Consider the following 25,981-nt stretch of genomic DNA (forward strand, 5'->3'; position numbering starts at 1 on the left):
CAGAGGTTGCGTCACATGTGCGGCATCGTCGGTATTGTCGGTAAGTCCAACGTCAATCAGTCCCTGTATGACGCCCTTACCGTGCTCCAGCATCGCGGCCAGGACGCTGCCGGCATCGTCACCAGCCACGGCGGGCGGCTGTTCCTACGCAAGGACAACGGTCTGGTGCGCGATGTGTTCCAGCAGCGCCACATGCAGCGCCTGGTGGGTAACGTCGGCATCGGCCACGTGCGCTACCCGACTGCCGGCAGCTCCAGCTCTGCCGAGGCGCAGCCGTTCTACGTCAACTCGCCGTATGGCATCACTCTGGCGCACAACGGCAACCTGACCAACGTCGAGCAGCTGTCGCGCGAGATCTACGAATCCGACCTGCGTCACGTCAACACCAACTCCGACTCTGAAGTGCTGCTCAACGTGTTCGCCCATGAGCTGGCGGTACGTAACAAGCTGCAGCCTTCTGAAGAGGACGTGTTCGCCGCTGTGGCCGGCGTGCATGCGCGCTGCCGAGGCGGCTACGCGGTGGTGGCGATGATCACCGGCTACGGCGTGGTCGGTTTCCGCGACCCGCATGCGATCCGCCCGATCGTCTTCGGCCAGCGCCATACCGATGAAGGCGTGGAGTACATGATCGCCTCCGAGAGCGTGGCGCTCGATGTACTCGGCTTCAGCCTGATCCGCGATCTGGCGCCGGGCGAGGCGGTGTACATCACCGAGGACGGCAAGCTACACACCCGCCAGTGCGCGCAGAGCCCGCAGCTCAAGCCGTGCATCTTCGAACATGTCTATCTGGCCCGTCCTGATTCGATCATGGACGGTGTCTCGGTGTACAAGGCACGTTTGCGCATGGGTGAGAAACTCGCCGAGAAGATCCAGCGTGAACGTCCCGAGCACGACATCGACGTGGTCATCCCGATTCCCGATACCAGCCGCACTTCCGCTCTGGAGCTGGCTAACCAGCTGGGTGTGAAGTTCCGTGAGGGTTTCGTCAAGAACCGCTACATCGGTCGTACCTTCATCATGCCGGGCCAGGCCGCGCGCAAGAAATCGGTGCGGCAGAAGCTCAATGCCATCGACCTGGAGTTCCGTGGCAAGAACGTGATGCTGGTGGACGACTCCATCGTCCGTGGCACCACCTGCAAGCAGATCATTCAGATGGCCCGTGAGGCCGGCGCCAAGAAGGTCTACTTCTGCTCCGCTGCGCCGGCTGTGCGTTATCCGAACGTCTATGGCATCGACATGCCCAGCGCTCACGAGCTGATCGCTCATGGTCGCAGCACCGAGGAAGTGGCCGAGCTGATCGGCGCCGACTGGCTGGTGTACCAGGATCTGGACGATCTGGTAGAGGCGGTCGGCGGTGGCAAGATCAAGATCGAGCACTTCGACTGCGCTGTTTTCGACGGCCAGTACGTCACCGGTGACGTCAACGAGCACTATCTGAACAAGATCGAGCAGGCGCGCAACGATGCGGCCAAGGCCGGCAACCCGGTGGTCAGCGCCATCATCGATCTGCACAACGACTGAGGAATATGCACATGAGCCTGGAATGGGACGCGGGCAGACTGGATAGCGACCTTGATGGTGTCGGTTTTGACACCCTGGCGGTGCGCGCGGGGCAGCAGCGCACGCCGGAAGGCGAGCATGGCGAGGCCATGTTCCTCACGTCCAGCTATGTGTTCCGCAGTGCCGCCGATGCCGCCGCGCGCTTCGCCGGCGAGCAGCCGGGCAACGTTTACTCGCGTTATACCAACCCGACGGTGCGTGCTTTCGAGCAGCGCATCGCGGCGCTGGAAGGCGCCGAACAGGCGGTCGCCACGGCTTCCGGCATGGCGGCCATCCTGGCTATTGTCATGAGCCTGTGCAGTGCCGGTGATCATGTGCTGGTGTCGCGCAGCGTGTTCGGCTCGACCATCAGCCTGTTCGAGAAGTACCTCAAGCGCTTTGGCATTGAAGTGGACTATCCACCGCTGGCTGATCTGGAGGCCTGGCAGGCGGCGTTCAAGCCCACTACCAAGCTGCTGTTCGTCGAGTCGCCGTCCAACCCGCTGGCTGAACTGGTCGATATCGCTGCGCTGGCCGAAATTGCCCATGCGCGCGATGCCTTGCTGGTGGTCGACAACTGCTTCTGTACCCCGGCGCTGCAGCAGCCGCTGAAGCTCGGTGCGGATATCGTCATGCATTCGGCGACCAAATTCATCGATGGCCAGGGCCGTGGTCTGGGCGGTGTAGTAGCCGGACGCAAGGCGCAGATGGAGCTGTTAGTGGGTTTCCTGCGTACCGCTGGACCGACCCTGAGCCCGTTCAATGCCTGGATGTTCCTCAAGGGCCTGGAAACGCTCAAGGTGCGCATGCAGGCGCAAAGCGCTGCGGCGTTGGAGTTGGCGCAGTGGCTGCAGACTCAGGAGGGCGTCGAGCAGGTGTATTACGCCGGCTTGCCCAGCCACCCGCAGCACGAGTTGGCCAAGCGTCAGCAGAGTGCTTTCGGTGCGGTGCTGAGTTTCGAGGTCAAGGGTGGCAAGGAGGCGGCCTGGCGCTTTATCGACGCGACCCGGGTGATCTCCATCACCACCAACCTGGGCGATACCAAGAGCACCATTGCCCATCCGGCCACTACCTCCCATGGCCGCCTGTCGCCGCAGGAGCGGGCCAATGCCGGCATCCGCGACAACCTGATTCGCGTCGCGGTGGGGCTGGAGGATGTCGCGGATTTGAAGGCCGATCTGGCGCGCGGCCTGGCTGCGCTTTGAAACAAAAACGCCGCTCACTGAGCGGCGTTTTTTATGTCTCCAGCGCTTATTCGGATTTGCGCAGATCGATAGCGCTGGCGCCGGGTTTGTCGAACAGGCGCTGCGGGTCGGTGCCGATCAGAATCTGCTGGCCATCGTCGTCATAGCCCACCACGCTGATGTCGCTGTACTTCTTGCCGGACAGCGAAGCCATGCCAGCACGATCGCGCACCACGGTCGGGCGCAGGAACACCATCAGGTTGCGTTTGACGTGGGTATCCTTGGTCGAGCGGAACAGGCCACCGATCAGCGGGATATCACCGAGCAGCGGCACCTTGGACACGGTGCTGGTGACATCGTCCTGAATCAGGCCACCGAGTACGATGACCTGACCGTCGTCAGCGAGGATCACGCTCTTGATCGAGCGTTTGTTGGTCACCAGGTCTACGGCCTGGGCGTTGACCCCGGCGCTGGGTGCGATGGAGGAGATCTCCTGCTCCACTTCCAGGCGTAGGGTGGCCCCATCGTTGATGTGCGGGGTGACCTTGAGCGTCACGCCGATATCCTCGCGCTCGATGGTGGTGAAGGGGTTGCTCGAACCGGCTGCATCCGTGGTGTAGGAGCCGGTCTGGAACGGTACGTTCTGGCCGACCAGAATTTCCGCTTCCTGGTTGTCCAGGGTCAGCAGGCTGGGTGTCGACAGCAGGTTGCTCTTGCTGTTGGACGACAGCGCGGTGATCAGCGCGCCGAAGCTGTCGGTGCCGATACCAATGATGGCGCCGTCCGGCAGGGTGGTGTTTTCGGGAATCGCGCCGTCCTGAATGGCCTGCAGCACGGTACCGACCGACAGCCCGGTGCCGCTGAAATTGACCCCGCCGAGCCCGCCGGTGCCGCCACGGGCATCTACCGCCCACTGCACGCCAAGGGCATCGCTGATATCACCGGAGAACTCGACGATGGCTGCCTCGACCATGACCTGGGCGCGTGGCACGTCGAGGTTGCGCACGATGTCTTCCAGGGTCGCCACGGTATCCGGGTCAGCCAGCAGGACCAGAGCGTTAAGGCTTTCGTCGGCGCGGATAAGGATGTTCTGCGGCTTGGTGGTGGTGCTTTCGCCGCCACCTTCAGTGTTCTTCAGGCCTTCGGAAATGTCGCCGAGGGTTTCCGCCAGGCTTTTGGCGTCGCTGTGGCGCAGGCGAATTACGCGGGCATTCGCCGAGCGTGTGCTGGGGGTATCCAGCGAGCGGGCCAGGTTGGCCAGGCGCTGACGTGCGGCAGGTGGGCCGAGCAGGATCAGGCGGTTAGTGCGAGCATCGGCGATGACCCGGGTGCCAGTGCCGTTATTCTTCTCGTTGCGCATCACCGAACTGTTCAGCGCTTCGGCCGCATCCAGCACCCAGGCATGCTGCAGGTTGATCACGCTGTAATCGGCGTTGCCGCCCTGGTCGAGATCTGCGATCAGCTGGCGGATGCGTTCGATGTTCGAGCGCCGGTCGCTGATGATCAGGGCATTGGAGGCGTTGATCGCGGCCAGGTGGCCGTTCTGCGGCACCATGGGGCGTAGCAGGGGAATCAGCTCGTTGACCGAACTGTGCTGCACCTGGATCAGCTCGGTTTCGATGTCGTCCGGCGCCGCGCGGCCGCTATTGGCGCTACTGCGGGCCTCGGTGCCCGGCACAATGCGGGCCTGGTCGCCCTGGGCCAGCACGGTAAAACCATGAGTGCTCATGACCGAGAGAAACAGCTGGTAGACCTCGTCCAGGCTCAGTGCCGAGCGGGAGATCACGGTGACCTGGCCCTTGACCCGAGGGTCGACGACGAAGGTTTCACCCGTGATGGCTGCCACCTGGTCGATGAATTCACGGATATCCGCGTCCTTCATGTTGATGGTCCAGGTCTCGGCGCCCTGATTGGCCGTCGCTACCGGCTGCGCGGCGAAGACCGGCAGGGGCGCGGCCAGGGCACTCATGACCAGCGTCAGGGCGAGGGGCAGGGCTTTGAGTTTGAATGGGCTCATTGGGCTACTTCGGCTCCGGACGGGTCGTTCGGCAACGGCTCGCTGCCATTGGTTTCCAGTTGTTCTTGCAAGCTGTCGATGCGTTGTTGCAGGGCCTGCACGTCTTCGTCCTGCAACTGTTCCAGCTGCTCGGTGGCGTAGTCCGGCATATGGCGCTGGGCGGATGGCACGCGCATGGCTGGGAAGTTGAGGCTTTCCTCGACGCCACTGCGCTCAAGGATGACGTGATCCGGGTGGACTGCCTTAAGGTGGGTACTGGCGTTGATCGCGCCGCCGACTTCGATGCGCTTGGGTTGGCCGCCTGCGGTCTGGATGATGGCGGCAGAGCGCTGGGTATCCGGATGGACGAAGCTGGCCAGCAAGGTCATCTGCTGGTTGGTGGTGGGCGGTGGCTGGTCACCGGCGGCTCGGCTTGGCGTGCCAAACAGGCCATGCAGCTGTTCGAGGGCAAGCGGACGCTGCTGTTCGCGCTGGGGGTTGTCGGTAGCAGCGCTGGGCTCGCTGCGCAGCAGCCGTAGGTGATCAATGCTCTGTCGGGTCAGGCTCAGACTCATACCCACCACGGCCAGCAGGCATAGGCAAGTTACGCCATGCTGGCGCAGCCATGCGAAGAGGCGGGTATTGGTCGCACTCAAGGCCATGATCCCCCGGTATTCTTTTTATTCGTGCAGGCTCTGCTCGGCCCGCATCGACCCGGCCCGCAGTCTGCGGTTGGCGGTCGCGTTAAAGCAAGCCCCCCGGCCATGATGCCTCCTTGCATCATACTTTTTGCGTACTGGCACATCATTCCTGCTGCCGGAAGCGTGATTCGTGTCGAAACATCCGCGCAGTGAGCGACTATCATCGCGCCATCTGCATGCCGAACAACAATAAAAACAAGCCTGACGGATATCCGCGATGGAAGAGCTCAAGCCCCCTCACGGCTTTGCTCGCGCAGAACTACTGGCCCTGCTGTGCCGCTGCGAGCAATACCCGCTGACTTTGTTGCTGGCCCCCGCCGGTTCCGGCAAGTCGACCCTGCTGGCCCACTGGCAGGCCGGCCTGCCGTGCAGCAGTGTGGTGCACTATCCACTGCAGGCGCGTGACAATGACCCGGTGCGCTTCTTTCGACACCTCGCCGAAAGCATCCGCAGTCAGGTCGAAGGCTTCGATATCTCCTGGTTCAACCCCTTCGCCGCCGAGATGCACCAGGCCCCCGAGATCCTGGGCGAATACCTGGCCGACGCCCTCAATCGCATCGACGGGCGTTTGTATCTGGTGCTCGACGACTTCCAGCACATTGTTCAGCCAACCATCCTCGATACCCTGGCGAGCATGCTCGAACGCCTGGCCTCGGGAGTGTGTGTGGTGCTGTCGAGCCGCAATCATCCCGGTTTCTCCCTCAGCAGCCTGAAGCTGGAGAACAAGCTGCTGTGCATCGACCAGCACGACCTGCGCCTTAGCCCCGCGCAGATCCAGCAGTTCAACCGCCACCTCGGCGGCTCCGAACTCAACCCGGCCTATGTCGATACGCTGATTGCGATGACCGAGGGTTGGATGGCCGGAGTAAAGATGGCGCTGCTGGCCTACGCGCGTTTCGGCACCGAGGCCCTGGAGCGCTTCGGTGGCGGCCATCCGGAGATCGTCGACTATTTCGGCCACGTGGTGCTCAAGCGTCTGGCACCGCCGCTGCACGACTTCCTCTTGTGCAGTGCGGTCTTCGAACGTTTCGATGGCGCACTGTGCGACGAGGTGCTGGGGCGCGAGGGTTCGGCGCTGCTGCTGGAGGAACTGGCCGCGCGCGAGCTGTTTTTGCTCTCGGTGCCGGATCAGCCTGGGTCATACCGCTATCACGCGCTGCTGCACGATTTTCTGGCCCGGCGCCTGGCCCTGTACAAGCCCCAGCAGATGCCCGAACTGCATCGCCGCGCGGCACAGGCCTTGCGCCAGCGGGGCGAGCTTGAACAAGCGCTGCAGCATGCCCAGCGCAGTGCTGATAAAGCCTTCTTTGCCGCCTTGCTGGAGGAGGTGTGCGAGCAGTGGGTGCGCAGCGGTCATTACGCCGAGGTGCTCAAGTGGCTGGAGCCTTTGAGCGAGCCCGAGCTGTGCGGCCAACCGCGCCTGCTGGTGCCGATGACTTATGCACTGACCCTGTCGCGGCGCTTTCATCAGGCCCGTTACTGCCTGGATGAGCTGGTGGCGCGCTGCCGCGACGAGCCCGGACTGGAGGCGCCGACCCGCCAGCTACTGGCCCTCAACCTGGAGCTGTTCCAGCACGACCTGGCGTTCGATCCCGGCGAGCGCTGGGCCGAGTTGCTGGCCCCGGGGCTGTCCAGCGATATCCGCGCGCTGACCCTGACCATCCTCGCTTATTACCACCTCATGCACGGTCGTCTGCAGCACTCCATCGGCCTGGCGCTGGAGGCCAAGGCGCTGCTGGGGCAGATCGGTCAGGTGTTTCTGGAAAGCTACGCCGACCTGATCATCGCCCTGTGCAATCGCAACGCCGGTCGCGCCACCTGTGCGCGCAAGGATGTGTGCCAGGACTACCAGCGCACCGAGCGTAGCTCGCCGGCCTGGGTCAACCGGGCCACAGCCATGGTGGTGGCGCTGTACGAGCAGAATCAGCTGGCGGCCGCCCAGCAGCTGTGCGAGGACCTGATGGCCATGGTCACCTCGTCCTCGGCCACCGAAACCATCGCCACCGTGCACATCACCCTGGCCCGCCTGCTGCAGCGGCGCCAGGAGCAGGGCCGGGCAACGCGTCTGCTGGAGCGCCTGTCGCGCATCCTGCAGCTGGGCAACTACGCCCGCTTTGCCAGCCAGGCAGCCCAGGAAAGCATGCGCCAGGCCTGCCTCGATGCCCGTCCGGCGCAACTGGACGCCCTGGCCCACAGGCTTGGCCTGGAAGAGCGCCTGGATGCGGGGGAGTGGGAGCGGGTGAGGCCTTATGACGAATGCTGGGAGCGCTATGGCCTGGCAGCCGTGTACTGGTTGACCCGGCGTGGCGCCCAGCCACGAGCCTGCCGCATTCTCAAGGTGCTGGCGCAGTCGCTGCAGCACAGCGAGATGGTGGCGCGGGCGCTGGTGGTCGAGGCCAATCTGCTGGTGCTGGAACGTGCCGGGCAAACGGATGAGCAGCGTAACCAGGCGCTGCTGCAGCTGGTCGAGCGCTTTGGCATCGTCAATATCAACCGTTCTGTGTTCGATGAGGCGCCGGGCTTTGCCGAGGCGGTATTCGACCTGCTGCGCTCCGGACAGTTGCAGGCGCCAGAGGCTTACAGCGAGGCCTATGCCGAATTTTTTCGGAGCGGCGAAAACACGCCGGCGGTCGACCTGCTCGGCCTGCTTACCGACAAGGAAGCTGAGGTCTTCGCCTGCCTGCTCAAGGGCCAGTCCAATAGCGAGATTAGCGCCAGCGCCGGCATCGCCCTGTCGACGACCAAGTGGCACCTGAAGAACATCTACTCGAAGCTCAATCTCTCCGGCCGCACCGAGGCCATCCTCGCCATGCAGCCGCGCGGCAGCGACCAACGGTTGTCCTGATTGCCCGGTCCCCCTCCTGCGGGAGGGGGGAGGGTGGCATGCAAACCCTTAGTCTCCCGTCTGCCGGACAACCGCCGGCGCCCACCCTATGACTACAAGAAGAATCGGGAGATACCGCCATGTCTGTTTGGGTCACCTGGCCTAGCCTGGTCAAGTTCGGCACCCTGGGCATTTACGCCGGCCTGATAACCCTCGCGCTGGAGCGCGATGTGCTGTTCAAGAACAACCTGTTCGACGTCGACAACCTGCCCGCCGCCAATGCCAGCATTACCTGCGATGCGCGCAGCCAGGTGGCGCGTACCGAGGACGGTACCTGCAACATCCTCAGCAATCCGGCCGAAGGCTCGGTGTACCGCCGCTTCGGGCGCAACGTCGACCCCAGCGTCACCCACGGCGAGACCGAGGCCGACACCCTGCTCACGCCCAACCCGCGGGAGGTGAGCAATGTGCTGATGGCCCGCGGCGAGTTCAAACCGGCGCCCAGCCTCAACTTCATCGCCGCCTCGTGGATTCAGTTCATGGTGCACGACTGGGTGGAACATGGCCCCAACACCGCGGATAACCCTATCCAGGTACCGCTGCCGGCCGGCGACAGCTTCGGCAGCGGCAGTCTGGCCGTGCGCCGCACCCAGCCCGACCCGACCCGCACTGCCGCCGAAGCCGGCAAGCCGGCTACGTTCCGCAACCACAACACCCACTGGTGGGACGGCTCGCAGCTGTACGGCAGCGACAAGGCCACCAACGACAAGGTGCGTGCCTTCGTCGACGGCAAGCTGAAGATCAATGCCGACGGCACCCTGCCGCACGAGCTGCTCAGCGGCAAACCGGTCACCGGCTTCAACGAGAACTGGTGGGTCGGCCTGAGCATGCTGCACCAGCTGTTCACCAAGGAGCACAACGCCGTCGCGGCCATGCTCAAGCAGAAGTACCCGGACAAGGACGACCAGTGGCTGTACGACCGCGCGCGCCTGGTCACCTCGGCGCTGATGGCCAAGATCCACACCGTGGAATGGACCCCGGCGGTGATCGCCAATCCGGTCACCGAGCGCGCCATGTACGCCAACTGGTGGGGGCTGCTGGGCTCCGGGCCGGAGCGTGACAAGTACCAGGAAGAGGCGCGCATGCTGCAGGAGGACCTGGCCGGCAGCAATCCCTTCATCCTGCGCATTCTCGGCATCGACCCGCAGAACGTCGGCAGCGCCACCATCTCCCACGCCCTGAGCGGCATCGTCGGTTCGACCAACCCGAACAATTACGGTGTGCCCTATACCCTCACCGAAGAGTTCGTCGCCGTGTACCGCATGCACCCGCTGATGCGCGACAAGGTCGACGTTTACGACATCGGCACCAACAGCATTTCCCGCTCGGTGCTGCTGCAGGACACTCGCGACGGCGATGCCGAGGACCTGCTGGCCGAGGAACAGGCGGATCGTCTGTGGTACTCCTTCGGTATCACCAATCCCGGCTCGCTGACCCTCAACAACTACCCAGGCTTCCTGCGCAACCTGTCGATGCCGCTGGTCGGCAATATCGACCTGGCCACCATCGACGTGCTGCGTGATCGCGAGCGGGGCGTGCCGCGCTACAACGAGTTTCGCCGGCAGATCGGCCTCAACCCGATCACCAAGTTCGAGGACCTGACCCAGGACGCGGCCACCCTGGCCAATCTCAAGCGTATCTACAGCAACGATATCGAGCAGATCGACACCCTGGTCGGCATGCTCGCCGAAACCGTGCGCCCGGACGGCTTCGCCTTCGGCGAGACGGCGTTCCAGATCTTCATCATGAACGCCTCGCGCCGCCTGATGACCGACCGCTTCTACACCAAGGACTACCGCCCGGAGATCTACACCCCGGAAGGTCTGGCCTGGGTCGAAAACACCACCATGGTCGACGTGATCAAGCGTCACAATCCGCAGCTCGACAGCAGTCTGGTGGGCGTGCAAAACGCCTTCAAACCCTGGGGGCTGAACATCCCGGCGGATTACCAGAGCTGGCCGGCCAAGGCCAAGCAGGACAACCTGTGGGTCAACGGCGCCATGCGTACCCAGTACGCCGAGGGTGAGCTGCCGCCGCTGCAGGGCATCGACACCTCGGCGCTGCTGGCCAATACCCTGTGGAAGAAGGTGCGCGAAGAAGGCGACGTGGTGCCGGCCGATTACGAGAAGGGGATGCACCAGCATGGCGTGATGGCCAAGGTCAAATTCAACGCCGTCGCCGGTAATCCCTACACCGGTCTGTTCCAGGGCTCGGACAGCGGCCTGCTGCGCCTGTCGCTGGCGGAGAACCCGTCCGGCGGCAGCTTCCAGCCGGGTCTGGCCTGGAAGGCCTTCGTCGATGGCAAGCCGTCGCGCAACGTCTCGGCGCTGGCCAGCTGGAGCGGACAGGGGCAGAACCACAACTTCTTTGCCAACGAGATGTCGCAGATCGTCCTGCCGGAAGGCACTGATAATTTCGGTCTGCAGGTGCTGTTCGCCGCAGTGACCCTCAAGCCGACTCAGCTAAGAGTCGACGACATGGCCGAAGTGACCCAGACCGGTCAGGTCGTCGGTTCGGTCAAGGCGCCGACGCAGATCTATTTCGTGCCCAGGTCGGAGGTGCGCAACCTGTTCTCCAGCGCTGCCCATGACTTTCGTAACGATCTGCTGACGCTCAACGCCGGCACCAAGTTGTATGACGTCTATGCCACCTCGATGACGGTCAAGACGTCGCTGATACCGTCCATCAGCCGCACCTACGCCCAGCAGCGGCGCAACAGCGCGGTGAAGATCGGTGAGCTGGAACTGACGTCGCCATTCATCGCCTCGGCATTTGGCGACAGTGGCGTGTTCTTCAAGCACCAGCGCAGCGAAGACAAGTAACCGCCGTGCGCCGAACGAAAGCCCCGGCCCGTGCCGGGGCTTTCTCATTTGTGTTACCTGTCGCACAGGCTAAACATTTGCCAGGCAGGCTTGTCGCACTTAGGTTCGACCTGCGAAATCATCACTGCAGTCTTTGCGCAAATCCGTTAACTTGGCGCGATCAACGTGCCGTATAACAACAAGAACTAACAGCCAGATGGATCTGCTGTTTCGGGAACTGGCCGCCTATGTCTACCGATATCCACGCCGCCCTGACGGCTCCGGCAGCTGCGCCGCTGCGCTCGCTGCCTTTCGCTTTCGCCAAGCGCCATGGTGTACTGCTGCGCGAGCACGGCCTGCAGGTGCGCCGTGGCGCCAGCCTGACCGCCGTGCAGGAAGCCCAGCGCTTCGCCGGTCGCGTATTGCCGCTGGAGTGGCTGGAGACCGAGGCCTTCGAGCAACAGCTGTCCCTGGCCTACCAGCGCGACTCCTCGGAAGTCCGTCAGATGGCCGAAGGCCTGGGTGCGGAAATGGATCTGGCCAGCCTGGCCGAGCTGACGCCGGAATCCGGCGACCTGCTGGAGCAGGAAGACGACGCGCCGATCATCCGCCTGATCAATGCCATCCTCAGCGAGGCAATCAAGGCCGGCGCCTCGGATATCCACCTGGAAACCTTCGAAAAACGCCTGGTCGTGCGCTTTCGCGTCGACGGCATCCTGCGTGAAGTGATCGAGCCGCGCCGCGAGCTGGCGGCGTTGCTGGTCTCGCGGGTCAAGGTCATGGCACGGTTGGACATCGCCGAAAAGCGCGTGCCGCAGGATGGACGGATTTCCCTGAAAGTCGGCGGTCGCGAGGTGGATATCCGCGTCTCGACCCTGCCGTCGGCCAACGGCGAGCGCGTAGTGCTGCGTCTGCTCGACAAGCAGGCCGGGCGCCTGTCACTGGTGCACCTGGGCATGAGTGAGCGCGACCGTCGCCTGCTGGATGAGAACCTGCGCAAACCGCACGGCATCATTTTGGTCACCGGCCCCACCGGCTCGGGCAAGACCACCACCCTGTACGCCGGCCTGACCACCCTCAACGACCGTTCGCGCAACATCCTCACGGTGGAAGACCCGATCGAGTACTACCTGGAAGGTATCGGCCAGACCCAGGTCAATCCGCGCGTAGACATGACTTTCGCCCGTGGCCTGCGCGCCATTCTGCGTCAGGATCCGGACGTGGTGATGGTCGGCGAGATCCGCGACCAGGAAACCGCCGACATCGCCGTGCAGGCCTCGCTGACCGGCCACCTGGTGCTGTCGACCCTGCACACCAATAGCGCCGTCGGCGCCGTGACCCGTCTGGTGGACATGGGCGTCGAGCCGTTCCTGTTGTCTTCGTCCCTGCTTGGTGTGCTGGCCCAGCGCCTGGTAAGGGTGCTGTGTACGCATTGTCGCGAGGCACGACCGGCCGACGAGGCAGAGTGCAACCTGCTCGGTCTCGACGCACAGAGCCATCCGCTCATCTTCCACGCCAAGGGCTGCGCGGAATGCCACCAGCAGGGCTATCGCGGCCGTACTGGCATCTATGAGCTGGTGATCTTCGACGACAAGATGCGCACCCTGGTGCACAACGGCGTCGGCGAGCAGGAACTGCTGCGCCATGCCCGCAGCCTCGGCCCAAGCATCCGCGATGACGGCCGGCGCAAGGTGCTGGAAGGGGTGACCACCCTGGAAGAAGTGTTGCGCGTGACGCGGGAGGATTGATGCAAGCAGTCATGCTCCCTCTCCCCATGGGGGAGAGGGCCGGGGAGAGGGGATAGATGGCCGCCTTCGAATACATTGCCCTGGATGCCCGAGGCCGCCAGCAGAAAGGTGTTCTGGAGGCCGACAGCGCGCGCCAGGTACGCCAGTTGCTGCGCGAGAAGCAGCTCTCGCCGCTCCAGGTCGAGCCCGCGCACCGCAAGGAGCAGGCCGCCGGCGGCGGCAGCTTCAGCCTGCGCCGTGGCCTGTCGGCGCGCGACCTGGCTCTGGTTACCCGCCAGCTGGCGACCCTGATCGGCGCCGCGCTGCCTATCGAGGAGGCGCTGCGCGCGGCTGCCGCACAGTCGCGTCAGCCGCGCATCCAGTCGATGCTGATTGCCGTGCGCGCCAAGGTGCTGGAGGGTCATGGCCTGGCCAGCGCACTGGGCGCCTTCCCGGCGGCCTTTCCCGAGCTGTACCGCGCCACCGTGGCGGCGGGCGAGCATGCCGGGCACCTGGCGCCGGTGCTGGAACAGCTGGCCGACTACACCGAGCAACGTCAGCAGTCGCGGCAGAAGGTGCAGATGGCGCTGCTCTACCCGGTGATCCTGATGCTCGCCTCGCTGGGCATCGTCGGCTTTCTGCTCGGCTATGTGGTGCCGGATGTGGTGCGGGTATTCGTCGACTCCGGGCAGACCCTGCCGGCGCTAACCCGCGGTCTGATCTTCCTCAGTGAGCTGGTCAAGTCCTGGGGCGCGCTGGCGCTGCTGCTGATCGGCCTGGCAGTGTTCGCCTTCCGTCGCGCCTTGCGCAACGAGGACGTGCGGCGGCGCTGGCATGCTTTTTTGCTACGCGTGCCTCTGGTCGGCGGGCTGATCGCCGCCACCGAGACTGCACGGTTTGCCTCGACCCTGGCCATTCTGGTGCGCAGTGGTGTGCCGTTGGTCGAAGCGCTGGGCATTGGCGCCGAGGTGATCTCCAACCTGATTATCCGCGCCGATGTAGCCCAGGCCACTCAGCGTGTGCGCGAGGGCGGCAGCCTCTCAAGGGCGCTGGAGGCCAGCCGGCAGTTCCCGCCGATGATGCTGCACATGATCGCCAGCGGCGAGCGCTCGGGCGAGCTGGACCAGATGCTGGCACGTACGGCGCGCAATCAGGAGAACGACCTGGCGGCCACCATCGGTCTGCTGGTGGGGCTGTTCGAGCCGTTCATGCTGGTCTTCATGGGGGCGGTGGTGCTGGTGATCGTGCTGGCCATCCTGCTGCCGATTCTTTCTCTGAACCAACTGGTGGGTTGATAGCGATGTACAAACAGAAAGGCTTCACGCTGATCGAAATCATGGTGGTGGTGGTCATCCTCGGCATCCTCGCAGCGCTGGTGGTGCCGCAGGTGATGGGCCGCCCGGACCAGGCCAAGGTCACCGCCGCGCAGAATGACATCCGCGCCATCGGCGCGGCGCTGGATATGTACAAGCTGGACAACCAGAACTACCCGAGCACCCAGCAGGGCCTGGAAGCGCTGGTGAAGAAGCCCAGCGGCAACCCGCCGCCGAAGAACTGGAACGCCGACGGCTACCTCAAGCGCCTGCCGACCGACCCGTGGGGCAACCAGTACCTGTACCTGTCGCCGGGCACCCGCGGCAAGGTCGACCTGTACTCCCTCGGCGCTGATGGTCAGGAAGGCGGCGACGGTACCAATGCCGATATTGGTAACTGGGATCTGTAATCCGCTTTGTTACGGATGCAGCGAGCTAGAGAAAAACCAGGCGAGAGCGGCTGAGGATGCGCAGTTTACAGGGGGTAAATGAGCAGTCCGAAGCCGCTCTCAACGCGGTTTTTCCGACGCACAGCCAATCCGCGCGCGGCTTCACGCTGATCGAACTGCTGGTGGTCCTGGTGCTGCTCGGCGTGCTGACCAGCCTCGCCGTGCTCGGCAGTGGTATCGCCAGCAGCCCGGCACGCAAACTCCAGGATGAGGCCGAGCGCCTCAACAGCGTATTGCGCGTGCTGCTCGACGAGGCAGTGCTGGACAACCGCGAATACGGCGTGCGTTTCGATCAGCACCGCTATCAGGTGCTGCGCTTCGATCCACGCCAGGCACGCTGGGTGCCGTTGGACGACAAGGTGCATGAATTGCCGGAGTGGGCCGAGCTGAGCATCAAGGTGGAGGAGCAGGACATCGGTCTGCTCGGTGCCAAGGATGAAAAGAAGGCTTCGTCGGTCAAGCCCCCGCAGTTGCTGATTCTGTCCAGTGGCGAACTGACGCCATTCACGCTGCGTTTGGCTGGTGGTCGTGGCCGTGATGCCCCGGTGCTACTGCTGAGCAGCGACGGCTTCGCCGAGCCGCAGCTGACCACGGAGAAGGCCAGGTGAAGCGTGTGCGCGGTTTCACCCTGCTGGAAGTGCTGGTGGCCCTGGCGATCTTCGCCGTGGTCGCCGCCAGCGTGCTCAGCGCCAGCGCCCGCTCGCTAAAGACCGCCGCGCGGCTGGAGGACAAGACCTTCGCCAGCTGGCTGGCAGACAATCGTCTGCAGGAAATGCAGCTGGCCGATACGCCACCCGGCGAGGGCCGCGAGCAGGGCGAGGAAACCTATGCCGGGCGCCGCTGGCTATGGGAAAGCGACGTGCAGGCAACCAGCGAGCCGGAGATGCTGCGCATCACCATACGCGTGGCGCCGCGGCCCGAGCGCGGGCTGGCCGGCAAGGTCGAGGATAACGCGCTGGTGACCCTGTCCGGCTTCGTCGGGGTTGCGCCATGAGACGCATGCAGGGTTTCACTCTGCTGGAAGTGCTGATCGCCATCGCCATCTTTGCCCTGCTGGCCATGGCCACCTATCGCATGCTCGACAGCGTGATGCAGACCGACCGTGGCCAGCGCGAGCAGGAGCAGCGCCTGCGTGAGCTGACGCGGGCCATGGCGGCGTTCGAACGGGATTTGCTGCAGGTGCGCTCGCGCCCGGTACGTGACCCCCTGGGCGACCCCGTCCCGGTGATGCGCGGCGACAGTGGGCGTAATACGGTGCTGGAGTTCACCCGCAGTGGCTGGCGTAATCCACTGGGGCAGCCGCGCTCCACGCTGCAGCGAGTGCGCTGGCAACTGCAGGGCGAGCGCTGGCAGCGCGCCTACTGGCCGGTGCTGGATCAGGCCGCGGACAGCCAGCCGCGAATCCAGCAGGCACTCGATGGCGTCAGTCGCTTCGAGCTGCGCTTTCTCGATGGCGACGGACGCTGGCTGCAGAACTGGCCGGCACCGACCAGCAATGCCGACGAAGCTCTGACCCAGTTGCCGCGTGCGGTCGAACTGATCATCGAACACCGCCGCTACGGTGAGCTGCGCCGGCTCTGGCGCCTGCCGGAGATGGCCCAGCAGGAGCAGTTGAATGTTCCGGGTGGTGAGGAGCAGGGTACTGACAGCCTGTTGCCCGAAGAACCGAGTCCCGATACCGGCGAGGCCCTGACGCAATGAAGCGACAGCGTGGGGTCGCCCTGATTACCGTGTTGCTGGTGGTGGCACTGGTCACAGTGATCTGTGCCGCGCTGCTGTTGCGTCAGCAGCTGGCGATCCGCAGCACCGGCAATCAGCTTCTGGTGCGCCAGGCTCAATACTACGCCGAGGGCGGCGAGTTGCTGGCCCAGGCCCTGCTGCGTCGTGACCAGGAACAAGGCGTGGTGGACCACCTGGCCGAGCCCTGGGCCAACCCGCGGCTGCAGTTCCCGCTCGATGAGGGTGGCGAGGTGCGCCTGCGCATCGAAGATCTGGCCGGGCGATTCAACCTCAACAGTCTGGCCATCGTCGGTGAAGAGGGCGATCTGGCCGCACTGCGCTTTCGCCGCCTGTTACAGCATCTGCAGCTCAGCCTGGCTTACGCCGACCGTCTACAGGACTGGCTGGATGCCGACCAGGAGGCCAGCGGTTCGAATGGCGCCGAGGACGACCAGTACCTGCTGCTCGACCCGCCATACCGGACGGGTACGGGGCGCATCGCCGATACCTCCGAGCTGCGCCTGCTGCTGGGCATGACCGATGCCGATTATCGGCGTTTGGCGCCTTTCGTGGCGGCCTTGCCCAGCCAGACCGAGCTCAACATCAATACCGCCAGTGCCGAAGTGTTGGCATGTCTGGGCGAGGGTATTCCCGCCTCGGCACTGCAGTCGGCCATCGAGGGGCGTGGGCGCAGTGGCTATACCGATCTGGGGCGCTTCGTCCAGCAATGGTCTGCCTATGACGTCAGCGCCCAGGGGCTGGGCATCGGCAGCCAGTATTTCCGTGTCACCACCGAAGTGTTGCTGGGCGATCGGCGCCAGGTGCTGACCAGTTATCTGCAACGCGGTAATGACAAGTACGTGCGCCTGATGGCACGCGATCTGGGGCAGGAGGGCCTGGGGCCCGAGCCCGATGAGGAGTCCGAGTGATGAGTCCTACCCTGTTTCTTCCGCCGCAGGCCTGTGCCGAGGTGTCCGCCGAGCTGCTGGTGTGGCGGGTGGAGGGCGATGCCTGTGTGCAGCAGGCGTTCGCCGACGCTGTGCCGCATCAGGGCACCTGGCGCCTGATTGTGCCGGTCGAGGCGGTGACCCTGTGTACGGTGCAGCTACCGACCACCAAGGCGCGCTGGTTGGCCAAGGCCCTGCCGTTTGCCGTGGAAGAGCTGCTGGCGGAAGACGTCGAGCAGTTTCACCTGTGTGTCGGCGCGCCGCTGGCTGACGGTCGTCATCGGGTGCACGCGGTCAAGCGCGAATGGCTGAGCCGCTGGCTGGCCCTGTGCGAGGTCAATCCACCGCGGCGTATCGAAGTGGATGCCGACCTGCTGACGGGGGAGGGCAGTCAATTGCTCTGTGCCAGCGAGCGCTGGCTGTTGGGCGGCAGCGGCGAGGCGCGTATGGCTGTGCGTGCTGGCGATTGGGCGATGCTGGCGCCGCTTTGTGCGCAGCCGCGGGTGGCCCTTGTCGAGGCGGGGCAGCCCGTGCCTGCGGATATGGACGAGGTGCACGAAATCGACCGGGCACTGCCCTGGCTGGCTGCGCGCACGGCCGACTGCAACCTGGCGCAGGGGCCGTTCGCCGTACGTGAACCTTCCGGCGAGTGGCGGCGCTGGCGGCCTTTGGCGGCGCTGCTGGCATTCTGCGTGGTCTTGCAGTGGGGCTTCGACCTGGCTCGGGGCTGGCATCTGCAACGCGAAGGCGAGCGCTACGCCGAGGCCAATCGAGAGCTCTACCGCGAGCTGTTTCCTCAGGACAGCAAGCTGATCAACCTGCGGGCTCAGTTCGATCAGCATCTAAGGGCGGCCGAAAGCGGCGGGCAGAGCCAGTTGCTGGCGCTGCTCGAACAGGCGGCGACGGCGCTTAATCAGCAGGGCGCGCAGGTGCAGGTGGAGCAGCTGGACTTCAGTGCCCAGCGCGGAGAACTGGCGTTCAACCTGTTGGCCAGCGACTTCGCCGCGCTGGAAACCCTGCGTGGCCAGCTACAGGAGGCCGGGTTGGCTGTGGATATGGGTTCGGCGAGCCGGGAGGATAATGGCGTCAGTGCCCGCTTGGTGATTGGAGGCAACGGATGAGCAAGTTGTACATGCAATGGTCGCAACGCCTGGCACAGAGTCCGCTGGGTACCCGCTGGCAGGCCATGCCGCCGCGCGACCGCCTGGCACTGAGCCTGCTCGGCGGTTTCCTGCTGGTGGTGCTGCTCTACCTGCTGGCCTGGCGCCCGGTTAGCCAGAACCTGGAGCAGGCGCACAGCTTTCTCCTGCAACAGCGCACGCTCAACAGCTACATGCAGGCCCATGCTGCCGACGTGCGGGCCATGCAGGGCCGGCCGCAGGTCAGTCTCGACCCGGCGCGGCTGCAAGGTCTGGTGACCGCCAGTGCGGCCAGTCAGGGCCTGAACGTCGAGCGTTTGGACAATCAGGGCGATGGTAGTCTGCAGGTCAGCCTGCAACCCACGGAGTTCGCCCGCCTGCTGCGCTGGCTGGTGAGTCTGGAGGAGCAGGGCGTGCGCGTGGCGGAAGCGGGGCTGGAGCGTGGCGATCAGGGACTGGTCAACAGTCGTTTGTTGCTCAGTTCCAACTAGGCATGGTGCACCGAATAGAGGCTTGTGCCTTCGAATCGTGCACTGCCGTATTCCCCTGGAGATTACCTTGCAGTAAAAAAATCCAAGCCGGGTGTTGACTTAGCAAAGGCGCCTGCGTAAATTGCGCCACCTCGCAAGGCTACATCGGGTGATTAGCTCAGCCGGGAGAGCATCTGCCTTACAAGCAGAGGGTCGGCGGTTCGATCCCGTCATCACCCACCAAGCCTCTTGCGAGAACCGACGCGCAGCGGTAGTTCAGTCGGTTAGAATACCGGCCTGTCACGCCGGGGGTCGCGGGTTCGAGTCCCGTCCGCTGCGCCATATCAAGAGAAGCCCTCAGCTCGCAAGAGCTGGGGGCTTTTCGCATGGGCCGGAAAAATCGGTTGTCACAGGGTTGTCATCGGGAATCTTCAGGATTCTGGCACGGTCTTTGTTTAGACCATGCTCAGCAACAGGAGGAAGACCCAATGGATGACTACGTAGAAGAACTGTTGGAAGCGCACGCTCTGGATCAGGATTCGCTCGATCCGGCCGAGGACGCTACAGAGCTTTAACCCCTCTGCAGGCGCTGGCTGCGGCGGAATTCCCCCGGGGTCTGGCCGTTCCAGCGCTTGAACGCGCGTTGGAAGGCTTCCGCTGAGGCGAAGCCGAGCAGATAGGCGATCTCGCCAAAAGCCAGCTCGGTATCGCGGATATAGGCCATGGCCAGGTCGTGGCGGGTGTCATTGAGGATCGCCCGGTACTGTGTGCCTTCTTCCGCCAGCTTGCGCCGCAGTGTCCACACCGGTAGCTGCAGGCGTGCTGCGACTTCTTCCAGATCTGGCTCATGGCCGTGCAGCAACGGCCCCAGCAGGCGGGTAATGCGTTCGCGCAGACTGTGGGTGCGGGTGCGCTGTTCCAGTTCTCGTTCACACAACTCCAGCAGCTGATGCCAGGTGCTCGGGCAGTGTGCGGTATTGCGAATGGCCAGCGTCGCCTGGCTCAGGCGTAGCTGATTGGTGGTTGCACCGAATTCCACGGTGCAGCCAAAGGCCGCGCCATAGCGCTCGGCGTAGTCCGGGGCGGGAAATTCGATCTCCACTTTATCCAGTGCCACCCGGTTGCCACTCAGTTGGCAGAGGTGGCTGTGCCAACCGGCCAGCACCGAATCCACCACAAAGCGGTTGTAGGCGTTGTAGGGGCTGATGGAGTAGAAGCGCAGCCAGGCGCCGCGGCTGTCCTCGTGGAAACTGGACTGGCCACGGTAGTTCTGTGCGTAGAGCGGCTCGAAGCGGGTGATGACCCGTGCCGCTTCGCGCAGATTGGGCGCCTGGGCTGCGGTGACGCCGACCAGGCCGAGCTGGTTCAGGCGATTGAGGTGGCCCATCTCCAGACCCAGGGCAGGATTGCTGGTCAGCTGAATGGCCGCGTGCCCCAGGCGCATGTAGCGCGGAATCGACAGGCGTCCCTGGGGTTGGGCCAGGCGTTCACTGTCCAGGCCGAACTGCTCCAGCAATGCGCTGGCGGCGATGCCTCGTTCCTGCAGGGCATCCGCCAGGCTGTGGACGAAGCCGACAGACAGCTCGCCCAGGCGTACGCGCGGACCTTTCATCTCACAGCCACAGGTTCAGCAGGCGGGCGCCGCGGCCTTCATTGATAAGGTGGTGCCCTTCGGGCTGCGCCACCACGCTTTGCCCATCGCTGCCCAGGTCCCATAGCTGGCCTCGCATAAACACGGTCATACCGGCGCGGGCCTGGGTACTCGACAGACGTCCAGGCAGCGAGTGACGCAGCCAGGCATCGCCCTCGCTCAGCTCGCCGGCGCGCGTGGCGACATCCGCGGGTGTGCCGGCGAATGTGGTGTAGCCGCCCCAGGGCTGTTGCCACAGGCCGTTGCCGGTGAGAAAGGCTGGCACGACCAGCAACTCCACGCCTTGCTCGGCCAGCGCGGCATAGCTCTGTGGGTACCAGCTGTCGGCGCAGATCAGCACGCCCAGGCGTCCGGCCGGGGTATCCACCACGCGCAGCGCCGAGCTGGGCGCTGCGGCGGTGAAGCCGGTTTCCGAGGGAATAGGGAACGCCTTGCGCTGCGGCTGGCCAAGCGGCAGACCATTCGGGCCGAATACCAGACTGACGTTGTACAGCGGGCCCTCTCCGGCGTGCAGTACGCCTTCTTCTACGCGCGGCTCGGGCAGCTCGATGGAGCCAGCCACTAGGGTCACACCGTAGCTTTCGGCCAGGCCGCCAAACAGGCTCTGGTAGTCGGCGGCCATCTGCTCGGCCTTCATGCGGAACAGCGCGTCGCTCAGGCGCTCTGCGCCCTGGGCCTGGAGCAAGGCCAACCCCAGATCCAGCGGGTGGCTGAGTGCCAGCCAGAGCATGGCTTGTTGCAGATGACTGGCGCTAAACACTTCGGGCTTCTCGCCGGCGGCTACCAGCCAGGTACCGATATGCTCGGGCAGTATCACAATGGTCTTGGTGTTGAGCAGGCTGTTCTGGCGTGCCTGGTCGAGATAGGCCGACAGCTTGCGCTGCAGGTGCAGGACGCTGCGGTAGTCGGCGCCGAACAACTCGGGCTGGATGCCCAACAGATTGCCGCGGCCCTGATCGTTGCCCAGGTTCAGTGCTAGATCACTGTACAGGTCGCTCTGGTAATGGCTGGCGGGCCGCCACTGGGTCCAGGCGGCGTAGCCGGTGAGGGCGAAGACGAGAGCAAGTAGCAGGCCGCGACGGATCAGGCGTGACATGGCGGAATACGAGAGTGGATGATGCTGTCCAGATTAGGGCAAAGGTGCCCGGCTGCCCAGTGCTTCTGTTAGTTATGATCAGTAAGTTGTAATTTTTGATCATTGAGCCGGCTGGGCGAGCTATTTATCGTCTGGCGCAACAACGACCGTGCCCAACGAGGTGCGGCGACTTCCGTGACAAGTCCGATGCCGTGGAGATGATCATGAGCAACGCCTACCCGAACCTGCTGGCCCCGCTGGACCTGGGTTTCACCACCCTCAAGAACCGTACCCTGATGGGCTCCATGCACACCGGTCTGGAAGAGAAGCCCAATGGCTTCGAACGCATGGCGGCCTACTTCGCCGAGCGTGCCCGTGGCGGTGTCGGCCTGATGGTCACCGGCGGCATCGGCCCGAACGAGGAAGGCGGTGTCTACTCCGGCGCGGCCAAGCTGACCACCCCGGAAGAGGCCGAGAAGCACAAGATCGTCACCCGCGCGGTGCACGAGGCCGGCGGCAAGATCGCCATGCAGATCCTGCATGCCGGTCGCTACGCCTACAGCCCGAAGCTGGTCGCGCCCAGCGCCATCCAGGCGCCGATCAACCCGTTCAAGCCCAACGAACTGGACGAGGACGGCATCCAGAAGCAGATCAATGACTTCGTCAACTGCGCCAAGCTGGCCCAGCAGGCCGAGTATGACGGCGTCGAGGTGATGGGTTCGGAAGGCTACTTCATCAACCAGTTCCTGGTGGCCCACACCAACCACCGTACCGACCGCTGGGGTGGCAGCTACGAGAATCGCATGCGCCTGCCGGTGGAAATCGTCAGCCGCATTCGCGAGGCCGTCGGCCCGAACTTCATCATCATCTACCGTCTGTCCATGCTTGACCTGGTCGAGGGCGGCAGCACCTGGGACGAGATCGTGACCCTGGCCAAGGCCATCGAGAAGGCCGGCGCCACCATCATCAATACCGGCATCGGCTGGCACGAGGCGCGCATCCCGACCATCGCCACCAAGGTGCCGCGTGCGGCCTTCACCAAGGTCACCGCCAAGCTCAAGGGCGAAGTGAGCATCCCGCTGTGCACCACCAACCGTATCAACACGCCGGAAGTCGCCGAGCAGGTACTGGCCGAAGGTGACGCCGACATGGTGTCCATGGCCCGCCCGTTCCTCGCCGACCCGGACTTCGTCAACAAGGCGGCCGCCGGTCGTGCCGACGAGATCAACACCTGCATCGGCTGCAACCAGGCCTGCCTGGACCACACCTTCGGCGGCAAGCTGACCAGCTGCCTGGTCAACCCGCGTGCCTGCCATGAGACCGAGCTGAACTACATCCCGACCACCACGGTGAAGAAGATCGCCGTGGTCGGCGCCGGCCCGGCCGGCCTTTCCGCCGCCACCGTGGCCGCCGAGCGTGGCCACAGCGTGACCCTGTTCGACGCCGCCGGCGAGATCGGCGGCCAGTTCAACGTAGCCAAGCGCGTGCCGGGCAAGGAAGAGTTCTACGAGACCCTGCGTTACTTCAAGAAAAAGCTGGAAACCACTGGCGTCGACCTGCGCCTGAACACCCGCGTCTCGGTCGACGACCTGGTCAAGGGTGGCTTCGACGAGATCATCCTGGCCACCGGCATCGTGCCGCGCACCCCGGCCATCGAAGGCATCGACAATGCCAAGGTGATCAGCTATCTGGACGCCATCCTGCAGCGCAAGCCGGTTGGCCAGAAGGTCGCGGTGATCGGCGCCGGCGGCATCGGCTTCGACGTCTCCGAGTTCATCACCCATGCCGGCGAGGCCACCAGCCAGAGCCGCGAAGCCTTCTGGAAGGAGTGGGGCATCGACACCGCGCTGGATGCCCGTGGCGGCATCGCCGGGATCAAGGCTCAGGTACACCCGGCGGCGCGCGAGGTGTTCCTGCTGCAGCGCAAGAAGTCCAAGGTCGGCGATGGCCTGGGCAAGACCACCGGCTGGATTCACCGCACGGGCCTGAAGAACAAGAACGTGCAGATGCTCAATTCGGTCGAGTACCTCAAGGTCGACGACGCCGGCCTGCACATCCGTATCGCCGAGGGCGAGCCGCAGGTGCTGCCGGTGGATACCGTGATCGTCTGCGCCGGACAGGACCCGCTGCGTGAGCTGCAGGAAGGCCTGGAGGCCGCCGGGCAGAAGGTGCACCTGATCGGCGGTGCCGATGTGGCCGCCGAGCTGGACGCCAAGCGCGCGATCAACCAGGGCTCGCGCCTCGCCGCCGAACTCTGATCGACAGACGCCCCGCCCAGTGCGGGGCGTTTTCTTTGTGGCTCACAACAATAAGGAGAAGCCCATGTCCACCAATCTTCAATTGCAACCGGCCGCAGCCGCCAGCCTGCAGCGCTGGCACCAGTTCGTCGCCGCCCAGGACCTGAGCCCGCTGCCGGAACTGCTGCACCCGCAGGCGGTGTTCCGCTCGCCCATGGCGCACACCCCCTATCCGGGGGCACAGGTGGTCAACCTGATCCTCAATACCGTGCTCAAGGTATTCCAGGACTTCGCCTATCACCGTGAGCTGGCGACGGCAGACGGCCTCAACGTGGTGCTGGAGTTCAGCGCCAAGGTGGGCGGGCGTGAGCTCAAGGGCATCGACATGATCCGCTTCGATGAGGACGGCAAGATCGTCGAGTTCGAGGTGATGGTGCGCCCGATGAGTGGTCTGGCCGCTCTGGGCGAGGAAATGGGCCGGCGTCTGGCGCCCTTCCTGGCTGCCGCCAAGGCCTGATTCGCCCAACCGTGTCACAGTTTTATCCGCTTGCCGTTCCGGACTTGCCAAGGGTACGGAACGGCTGCCAACCCAGTCACATTGCCCCTGTTGCTTTTTCCCCTAGACTTGCTCGAAACAAGGGATTGCGCCTGCCTGGCAGGTTGTGCGCCCGCGCGGGGCAACCCCGCAGCGTGCCGGTTGTGATCCTGATGGCCTGAGGGAAATTCATGAGCATGCAGAACAAAGCGCAGATGACCGAAGCCGTGCTGTTCTTTAACGAGCGCGGCATCTGCAAGCAGATGCTTTTCCCTGAATTCGAGGCGTTGCTCGACAGCGTGGTGAACATGCCCGAGTTTGCCGACGAGCAGATGCGCCTGGTCTATGTCCTGATCAATCCGCGACTGATGGTGCGAGCTGCGGTGTTCTTCTATCTCGATTTCGATGAGCGCGGCTCGGCTGACCCGGGTTGGAACCTGCCTCTGCGCCATCTGGCCGACAATGCCGGGCGTGGGCCGGATCTGGGGGCGGGGCCGATTCGTCTGGCCTGCCGCAGCCAGTGCCCGGTGTCCTGGCATCAGATGCACCTGTGGGATCCGAGCCTGGCGCCGGGCAAGAATGACCTGGTGCTGATTCGCGATCTTATAAAACGCAACAGCCTGGGCCTGCTGGTGGAAGAGGATGCACCTGTTGTGCTGCCTGAACGCCTGCAGGTAGCCGATGAAGAAAAATGGAAGGCGCCCGACCCTGCACGCGAGGCTGCGGCCAAACAGGCAGAAGAAAAAGAGCAGGAGCACCGCCTGAAAACGGCCCAGCTGATCAAGCAGCAGCGTCTGCGCATCAGCACTCTGGGCAAGCAATACGAAGAGGAGCTGGCTCGCACCAAGCTGGCTGCCGAAGAGGGTAAGCGCGTCCTGCAGGCGGAAATCCATGGCCTGCACCAGGCGCTGCGCCAGCAGGAAGAGCTCAATGCCAGCCTCAAGGCCGAGCTCAATGCCCAGGCCGACAGCGTGCAGAAGACCCGTGAAGAACTCTCCAGGCAGCTGCAGGAGCTGGAAAAGCATGGCCGCACCGAGGCCGATATCCTGCGTGCCCAGTTTGATGCCGAGTTACAGGCCAAGGTGGCCGCTGCCGTGGCCGAGTTCAAGGAGCAGGTGGCCATTCGCGATGTCGAGCTGGCCTACCGCGCTGAGCAGGAAGCACAGCTGCAGCGTGAGCTGGAACGCCTTGCACAGGAGCGTGAGCGCCTGACTGCAGAGGATAGTGAGCAGATCCTCGCGCGCCTGGCCAAGCTGGGCGTGGTATTTGTCGTCTACCATCCTGGCGCTGGGCACCTGACCATCCCTTTGCAGGATATCGCTCGCTACCAGGACAACCCCATGAGTTATGCGGCGGCCAAATGCTTCGTTTCCGAGGAGCAATACCGTCAGTGGCTGGCTCACTACCAGCAGCCCACCTGTGAGGCCAGTCTGCCGTCCGGCGAGCGTTGCGCCATGCCTATCGATAGGGTCGAGACACCCAGTCGCTTCGTGGTCGGCGAGTCCAACTGCTGCGCCCGGCATCGGGCGGGAGCACGTCTGCGGACCGTGGGTTAACCATCTGCGCGCAGTGAAACCACGCCCGCTATGATGTGCGGTCCGTTGTTTGTTCAGC

Annotated in this window: 20 protein-coding genes and 2 tRNA genes; 18 read left to right on the forward strand and 4 right to left on the reverse strand. The window is 64.3% G+C overall.

The window, feature by feature from the left end; all coding sequences use genetic code 11:
• Positions 1-15: 15 nt before the first annotated feature.
• Positions 16-1,521: an amidophosphoribosyltransferase gene (gene purF, locus P7A97_RS12470; protein WP_277690274.1), complete on the forward strand. Its 1,506-nt coding sequence runs from the start codon at positions 16-18 to the stop codon at positions 1,519-1,521.
• Positions 1,522-1,532: 11 nt separating this feature from the next.
• Positions 1,533-2,744: an O-succinylhomoserine sulfhydrylase gene (locus tag P7A97_RS12475; RefSeq protein WP_277690275.1), complete on the forward strand. Its 1,212-nt coding sequence runs from the start codon at positions 1,533-1,535 to the stop codon at positions 2,742-2,744.
• Between the two features lie 46 nt (positions 2,745-2,790).
• Here the strand turns inward: P7A97_RS12475 and gspD are convergent, their stop codons facing one another.
• A complete protein-coding gene (gspD, locus tag P7A97_RS12480) occupies positions 2,791-4,740 on the reverse strand; it encodes a type II secretion system secretin GspD (protein WP_277690276.1) in 1,950 nt (649 codons plus the stop codon).
• The gene (locus tag P7A97_RS12485; RefSeq protein WP_277690277.1) at positions 4,737-5,375 is read right to left on the reverse strand and encodes a type II secretion system protein N; all 639 of its coding nucleotides are present in this window, start codon (positions 5,373-5,375) and stop codon (positions 4,737-4,739) included. The genes gspD and P7A97_RS12485 overlap by 4 nt, the downstream gene beginning before the upstream one ends.
• Before the next feature lie 262 nt (positions 5,376-5,637).
• On the opposite strand from P7A97_RS12485, the gene P7A97_RS12490 reads away from it, so the two are divergent.
• From P7A97_RS12490 to P7A97_RS12550, 13 genes are all read left to right on the forward strand, one after another.
• Positions 5,638-8,265 carry a LuxR C-terminal-related transcriptional regulator gene (locus tag P7A97_RS12490; protein WP_277690278.1) on the forward strand — a complete coding sequence of 876 codons (2,628 nt, stop codon included), beginning with the start codon at positions 5,638-5,640 and terminating at the stop codon, positions 8,263-8,265.
• 119 nt (positions 8,266-8,384) lie between these two features.
• The gene (locus P7A97_RS12495; protein ID WP_277690279.1) at positions 8,385-11,126 is read left to right on the forward strand and encodes a peroxidase family protein; all 2,742 of its coding nucleotides are present in this window, start codon (positions 8,385-8,387) and stop codon (positions 11,124-11,126) included.
• A gap of 227 nt (positions 11,127-11,353) precedes the next feature.
• Positions 11,354-12,853: a type II secretion system ATPase GspE gene (gene gspE, locus P7A97_RS12500; protein WP_277690280.1), complete on the forward strand. Its 1,500-nt coding sequence runs from the start codon at positions 11,354-11,356 to the stop codon at positions 12,851-12,853.
• Positions 12,854-12,909: 56 nt separating this feature from the next.
• On the forward strand, positions 12,910-14,127 hold the full coding sequence (gene xcpS / locus P7A97_RS12505; protein WP_277690281.1) for a GspF family T2SS innner membrane protein variant XcpS: 1,218 nt from the start codon (positions 12,910-12,912) through the stop codon (positions 14,125-14,127).
• Positions 14,128-14,132: 5 nt separating this feature from the next.
• The gene (gspG, locus tag P7A97_RS12510; RefSeq protein ID WP_277690282.1) at positions 14,133-14,555 is read left to right on the forward strand and encodes a type II secretion system major pseudopilin GspG; all 423 of its coding nucleotides are present in this window, start codon (positions 14,133-14,135) and stop codon (positions 14,553-14,555) included.
• A gap of 56 nt (positions 14,556-14,611) precedes the next feature.
• Positions 14,612-15,202 carry a type II secretion system minor pseudopilin GspH gene (gene gspH, locus P7A97_RS12515; protein WP_277690283.1) on the forward strand — a complete coding sequence of 197 codons (591 nt, stop codon included), beginning with the start codon at positions 14,612-14,614 and terminating at the stop codon, positions 15,200-15,202.
• The gene (gspI, locus tag P7A97_RS12520; RefSeq protein WP_277690284.1) at positions 15,199-15,588 is read left to right on the forward strand and encodes a type II secretion system minor pseudopilin GspI; all 390 of its coding nucleotides are present in this window, start codon (positions 15,199-15,201) and stop codon (positions 15,586-15,588) included. The genes gspH and gspI overlap by 4 nt, the downstream gene beginning before the upstream one ends.
• On the forward strand, positions 15,585-16,295 hold the full coding sequence (gene gspJ, locus P7A97_RS12525; RefSeq protein ID WP_277690285.1) for a type II secretion system minor pseudopilin GspJ: 711 nt from the start codon (positions 15,585-15,587) through the stop codon (positions 16,293-16,295). The genes gspI and gspJ overlap by 4 nt, the downstream gene beginning before the upstream one ends.
• Positions 16,292-17,242 (forward strand): type II secretion system minor pseudopilin GspK, encoded by a 951-nt coding sequence (gene gspK / locus P7A97_RS12530; protein WP_277690286.1) that lies wholly within the window; start codon positions 16,292-16,294, stop codon positions 17,240-17,242. The genes gspJ and gspK overlap by 4 nt, the downstream gene beginning before the upstream one ends.
• Positions 17,242-18,381 (forward strand): type II secretion system protein GspL, encoded by a 1,140-nt coding sequence (gene gspL, locus P7A97_RS12535; RefSeq protein ID WP_277690287.1) that lies wholly within the window; start codon positions 17,242-17,244, stop codon positions 18,379-18,381. The genes gspK and gspL overlap by 1 nt, the downstream gene beginning before the upstream one ends.
• Positions 18,378-18,890 (forward strand): type II secretion system protein M, encoded by a 513-nt coding sequence (locus tag P7A97_RS12540; RefSeq protein ID WP_277690288.1) that lies wholly within the window; start codon positions 18,378-18,380, stop codon positions 18,888-18,890. The genes gspL and P7A97_RS12540 overlap by 4 nt, the downstream gene beginning before the upstream one ends.
• Before the next feature lie 146 nt (positions 18,891-19,036).
• Positions 19,037-19,112 (forward strand) — tRNA-Val (locus tag P7A97_RS12545).
• 22 nt (positions 19,113-19,134) lie between these two features.
• Positions 19,135-19,211: transfer RNA gene (locus P7A97_RS12550), tRNA-Asp, on the forward strand.
• A gap of 229 nt (positions 19,212-19,440) precedes the next feature.
• Here the strand turns inward: P7A97_RS12550 and P7A97_RS12555 are convergent.
• Together P7A97_RS12555 and P7A97_RS12560 are read right to left on the reverse strand one after the other, a co-directional pair.
• Positions 19,441-20,481: an AraC family transcriptional regulator gene (locus P7A97_RS12555; protein WP_277690289.1), complete on the reverse strand. Its 1,041-nt coding sequence runs from the start codon at positions 20,479-20,481 to the stop codon at positions 19,441-19,443.
• 1 nt (position 20,482) lies between these two features.
• Entirely contained in the window at positions 20,483-21,616 is a 1,134-nt protein-coding gene (locus tag P7A97_RS12560) for a carbon-nitrogen hydrolase family protein (protein WP_277690290.1), read from the reverse strand.
• A 203-nt stretch (positions 21,617-21,819) separates the two neighbouring features.
• On the opposite strand from P7A97_RS12560, the gene P7A97_RS12565 reads away from it, so the two are divergent.
• From P7A97_RS12565 to P7A97_RS12575, 3 genes are all read left to right on the forward strand, one after another.
• Positions 21,820-23,853 carry an NADPH-dependent 2,4-dienoyl-CoA reductase gene (locus tag P7A97_RS12565; protein ID WP_277690291.1) on the forward strand — a complete coding sequence of 678 codons (2,034 nt, stop codon included), beginning with the start codon at positions 21,820-21,822 and terminating at the stop codon, positions 23,851-23,853.
• 64 nt (positions 23,854-23,917) lie between these two features.
• Complete coding sequence (locus P7A97_RS12570; protein ID WP_277690292.1) at positions 23,918-24,349, forward strand: nuclear transport factor 2 family protein; 432 nt, start codon at positions 23,918-23,920, stop codon at positions 24,347-24,349.
• Positions 24,350-24,558: 209 nt separating this feature from the next.
• Positions 24,559-25,923, forward strand: coding sequence for a chromosome partitioning protein ParA (locus tag P7A97_RS12575; protein ID WP_277690293.1), 1,365 nt, complete (start codon positions 24,559-24,561; stop codon positions 25,921-25,923).
• The last annotated feature ends 58 nt before the right edge of the window (positions 25,924-25,981 follow it).

Origin of the sequence: Pseudomonas sp. GOM6, from assembly GCF_029537485.1 — a bacterium.
In the GTDB taxonomy this organism is placed as follows: domain Bacteria; phylum Pseudomonadota; class Gammaproteobacteria; order Pseudomonadales; family Pseudomonadaceae; genus Aquipseudomonas.

Excerpts from the sequence above, each read along its gene's own strand:
- P7A97_RS12540 (WP_277690288.1), top strand. The coding sequence starts at position 18,378 with ATGAGCAAGTTGTACATGCAATGGTCGCAACGCCTGGCACAGAGTCCG.
- gspJ (WP_277690285.1), top strand. The coding sequence starts at position 15,585 with ATGAGACGCATGCAGGGTTTCACTCTGCTGGAAGTGCTGATCGCCATC.
- gspK (WP_277690286.1), top strand. The coding sequence starts at position 16,292 with ATGAAGCGACAGCGTGGGGTCGCCCTGATTACCGTGTTGCTGGTGGTG.
- gspD (WP_277690276.1), bottom strand. The coding sequence starts at position 4,740 with ATGAGCCCATTCAAACTCAAAGCCCTGCCCCTCGCCCTGACGCTGGTC.
- P7A97_RS12475 (WP_277690275.1), top strand. The coding sequence starts at position 1,533 with ATGAGCCTGGAATGGGACGCGGGCAGACTGGATAGCGACCTTGATGGT.
- P7A97_RS12490 (WP_277690278.1), top strand. The coding sequence starts at position 5,638 with ATGGAAGAGCTCAAGCCCCCTCACGGCTTTGCTCGCGCAGAACTACTG.
- P7A97_RS12560 (WP_277690290.1), bottom strand. The coding sequence starts at position 21,616 with ATGTCACGCCTGATCCGTCGCGGCCTGCTACTTGCTCTCGTCTTCGCC.
- gspE (WP_277690280.1), top strand. The coding sequence starts at position 11,354 with ATGTCTACCGATATCCACGCCGCCCTGACGGCTCCGGCAGCTGCGCCG.
- purF (WP_277690274.1), top strand. The coding sequence starts at position 16 with ATGTGCGGCATCGTCGGTATTGTCGGTAAGTCCAACGTCAATCAGTCC.
- P7A97_RS12575 (WP_277690293.1), top strand. The coding sequence starts at position 24,559 with ATGAGCATGCAGAACAAAGCGCAGATGACCGAAGCCGTGCTGTTCTTT.
- P7A97_RS12570 (WP_277690292.1), top strand. The coding sequence starts at position 23,918 with ATGTCCACCAATCTTCAATTGCAACCGGCCGCAGCCGCCAGCCTGCAG.
- P7A97_RS12495 (WP_277690279.1), top strand. The coding sequence starts at position 8,385 with ATGTCTGTTTGGGTCACCTGGCCTAGCCTGGTCAAGTTCGGCACCCTG.
- P7A97_RS12555 (WP_277690289.1), bottom strand. The coding sequence starts at position 20,481 with ATGAAAGGTCCGCGCGTACGCCTGGGCGAGCTGTCTGTCGGCTTCGTC.
- xcpS (WP_277690281.1), top strand. The coding sequence starts at position 12,910 with ATGGCCGCCTTCGAATACATTGCCCTGGATGCCCGAGGCCGCCAGCAG.
- gspL (WP_277690287.1), top strand. The coding sequence starts at position 17,242 with ATGAGTCCTACCCTGTTTCTTCCGCCGCAGGCCTGTGCCGAGGTGTCC.
- gspH (WP_277690283.1), top strand. The coding sequence starts at position 14,612 with ATGCGCAGTTTACAGGGGGTAAATGAGCAGTCCGAAGCCGCTCTCAAC.
- P7A97_RS12565 (WP_277690291.1), top strand. The coding sequence starts at position 21,820 with ATGAGCAACGCCTACCCGAACCTGCTGGCCCCGCTGGACCTGGGTTTC.
- gspG (WP_277690282.1), top strand. The coding sequence starts at position 14,133 with ATGTACAAACAGAAAGGCTTCACGCTGATCGAAATCATGGTGGTGGTG.